This is a genomic window from Fictibacillus sp. NRS-1165 (genome assembly GCF_050468105.1).
Classification (GTDB): Bacteria; Bacillota; Bacilli; order Bacillales; family Fictibacillaceae; genus Fictibacillus_C; species Fictibacillus_C terrinigri.
Map to the genome: position 1 here is coordinate 1 of NZ_JBDPNU010000146.1, position 2,662 is coordinate 2,662.

2 protein-coding genes and 1 pseudogene are annotated in these 2,662 nt (G+C 39.2%); 2 read left to right on the forward strand and 1 reads right to left on the reverse strand.

Annotated features, from left to right (window positions below):
* On the forward strand, positions 1 to 872 hold an 872-nt coding region (locus ABHN01_RS25285), incomplete at its 5' end, for an ABC transporter substrate-binding protein (RefSeq protein ID WP_429877831.1).
* Between the two features lie 75 nt (positions 873 to 947).
* Here the strand turns inward: ABHN01_RS25285 and ABHN01_RS25290 are convergent.
* Positions 948 to 1,958: a LacI family DNA-binding transcriptional regulator gene (locus ABHN01_RS25290; protein ID WP_429877832.1), complete on the reverse strand. Its 1,011-nt coding sequence runs from the start codon at positions 1,956 to 1,958 to the stop codon at positions 948 to 950.
* 357 nt (positions 1,959 to 2,315) lie between these two features.
* Between ABHN01_RS25290 and ABHN01_RS25295 the strand changes: the two are divergent.
* A pseudogene (locus tag ABHN01_RS25295) lies at positions 2,316 to 2,662 on the forward strand (sugar phosphorylase); the annotation flags it as partial.

Consider the following 2,662-nt stretch of genomic DNA (forward strand, 5'->3'; position numbering starts at 1 on the left):
GGGTTCCAATGAGCGGTTGGGTTCAAGGGATCTGGTACAATAAAAAAATGCTTGAATCAAAAGGGTTGGAAGAACCAAAAAATTGGGATGATGTACTGTCAATCGCTAAAGCCTTCACGGATAAAGGGAATAAAAAATACGGAATCGCATTACCCACAGTGGAAGGCAATTTCTCTGAACAAGCATTTTCTCAATTCGCTTTGTCCAACAATGCCAATGTGCTGGACAATAATGGGAAATTAAACATTAATACACCTGAAATGAAAGAGGCTTTATCTTATTACAAGGAATTGGCTCAGTATACGATGCCTGGATCCAATGATACGACTGAAGTTAAAGATGCATTCATGAATGGTACAGCACCAATGGCGGTTTATTCTACGTATATCCTGCCATCTGTCGTTGAAGAAGGAGATGCGAAGAATATTGGTTTTGCCATCCCTACGCAAAAACAAAAGGCCGTTTATGCTTCTGTATCTTCCTTAACCGTTACTTCAGGATTAGAAGACAGCCAAAAAGATGCTGCAGTAAAATTTGTGTCTTTTATGTCCAAGCCTGAAAATATGACCAAGTATGTATTGATGTCCCCAGGAGGGGCACAGCCGGTTAATAAAGGGGTTACAGAAAATAAAGAATATCAGGCCAACGAAGTGGTGAAAGCCTTTGGTGGTCTATCGAATGAAATCGCAGCTTCTTTCGATCAAACCCAAATATTTGGTTTAGTCGATGGAAAAAACTTTCTAAAGATGGGGGATGTAACAAGTTCAGGAGCGATTGCTAAAATGGTAAACAGCGTCACAGTAGGCGGTAAAAAAGTCGACAGTGAAATAGAAAATGCAAAAAAAGGCATTGAAAAGGTCTTGAAGAAATAAAGGGACATATGATAACAAAATGGGTTTAACTTGTATAACAAAAGCCAACGGGAGACAAGTTCCGTTGGCTTTTAGTTATTTTAAATGAGCGACTGAATCCTGAATGATGATTTTTTTAGTGGGAATAGTCATCTCAACTGCATTGTTTTTATTTTTTTTGATTTTGGCAAAAAGAAACTCGGTGCCTGCTTCCCCTAACTCATGGATTGGAATTTCTATTCGTGTCAAAGAAGGAGAAAGAAAAGGTGTATTACTAAAACCGGCGATGGATAGCTCCCCTGGAATAGAAATGCCCGTTTCTGAGGCAGCTTTATACAAACTGATCACTTTTACATCATCAATGGCCATAACAGCCGAGGGTCTGTTTTTAGACAGGAGAAGTGTTTTAGCTGCTTGATGCGCACTTTCATCCGTATATCCGCTATTAATGATCCATTCGTCATTCAGTGGCAGCCCATAATCTTTTAGGCATTGTTTAAAACCTTCCAGTCGATCAATCGAAACATGATAGTCAAGAGGAGAATGCAAACACGCAATATCACGGTGCCCTTGCTCAATTAAATAGTTTGTTAGATCATAACTGTCCTGATAATTATTGGTATCGACCGAAAAGACATTTTGATAGTCGCCATCTACTTTTCCTATGACGACAATCGGTATGTTGTAACCGTCTAATTGTTTGAAGAAATCCTCATCCGAAGGGGAGGTAAGCATTATAATTCCCTTTATCATTCTCCCCTTTATTTTAGTAATACACTTTTCAAGCTCTTCCTCACTGTTCTTTGATGTCTGTAAGATAACATCAAAATTTTCCTCTTCAGCTTTCGTTGAAATGGCTTGAATAATTCCCGAGAAAAAAGGATTATTAATGGTCGTTTTTGTAGAGCGGGATACAACCATGATCGCGTCAAAACCAGCAGAAAGGGCACGCGCTAACTTACTGGGCTGGTAATTTAATTGTTGAACGGCAAGTAAAACCCGTTCTCGAGCTTCATCAGATATATTACTCTTGTTATTTAACGCTCGAGATACAGTAGACTTTGAAACCCCTGCAGCTCGGGCAATGTCATAAATAGTGTGAGCCACTATGCTTTTCCTCCTAACAAGGCTTAGAGTTAAATTATAGACGTGCATATATCTGCGTTTCATTTTCGAGTCAATAGAAGTGAATGCGTTTTCAAAATTGTTTCCAATAACCTGCGCTCATACAAATTACAAGGCGTTGCAAACCGGGCAGCCTTATCAGGAAAAATTATAATGATGTGCCAAAGATTTAGCAATCATACCAATGCACTTTTTTGGAAAATAATGCAGGTCTAAAATACCGGAACATTTATTGACAGAAAGCGTTTTCTGGATTATATTTTGTTTGTGGGAGCGGTACCATTATACGATAACTAGAAGAAACTTTCAATATGGGAGCGGTTCCAAGAGGAGGAGAATATGGAGCACATTAAAGACAGATTGGCTTACTTATATCCTAAAAACGAGGTTGAAGAAATTTGGCCCAATCTGGAGAATAGATTGGTTGAAGCTAAGGAAAAACGACTAAAAGACAGAAAGCCAACATGGGACGAAAAAGATGTCGTATTAATCACATATGCAGATCAGTTCCATGAGAAGGAGCAGCCGACCTTAGCGACGTTTAAACAAATGTTTAACCGGTATTTGGCGGACAAGTTCGAAGTGGTCCACCTCCTGCCTTTCTATCCGTATTCTTCAGATGATGGATTTTCCGTAATCGATTACAAAAACGTCAATCCAATCGCTGGAGACTGGGAAGATGTTGA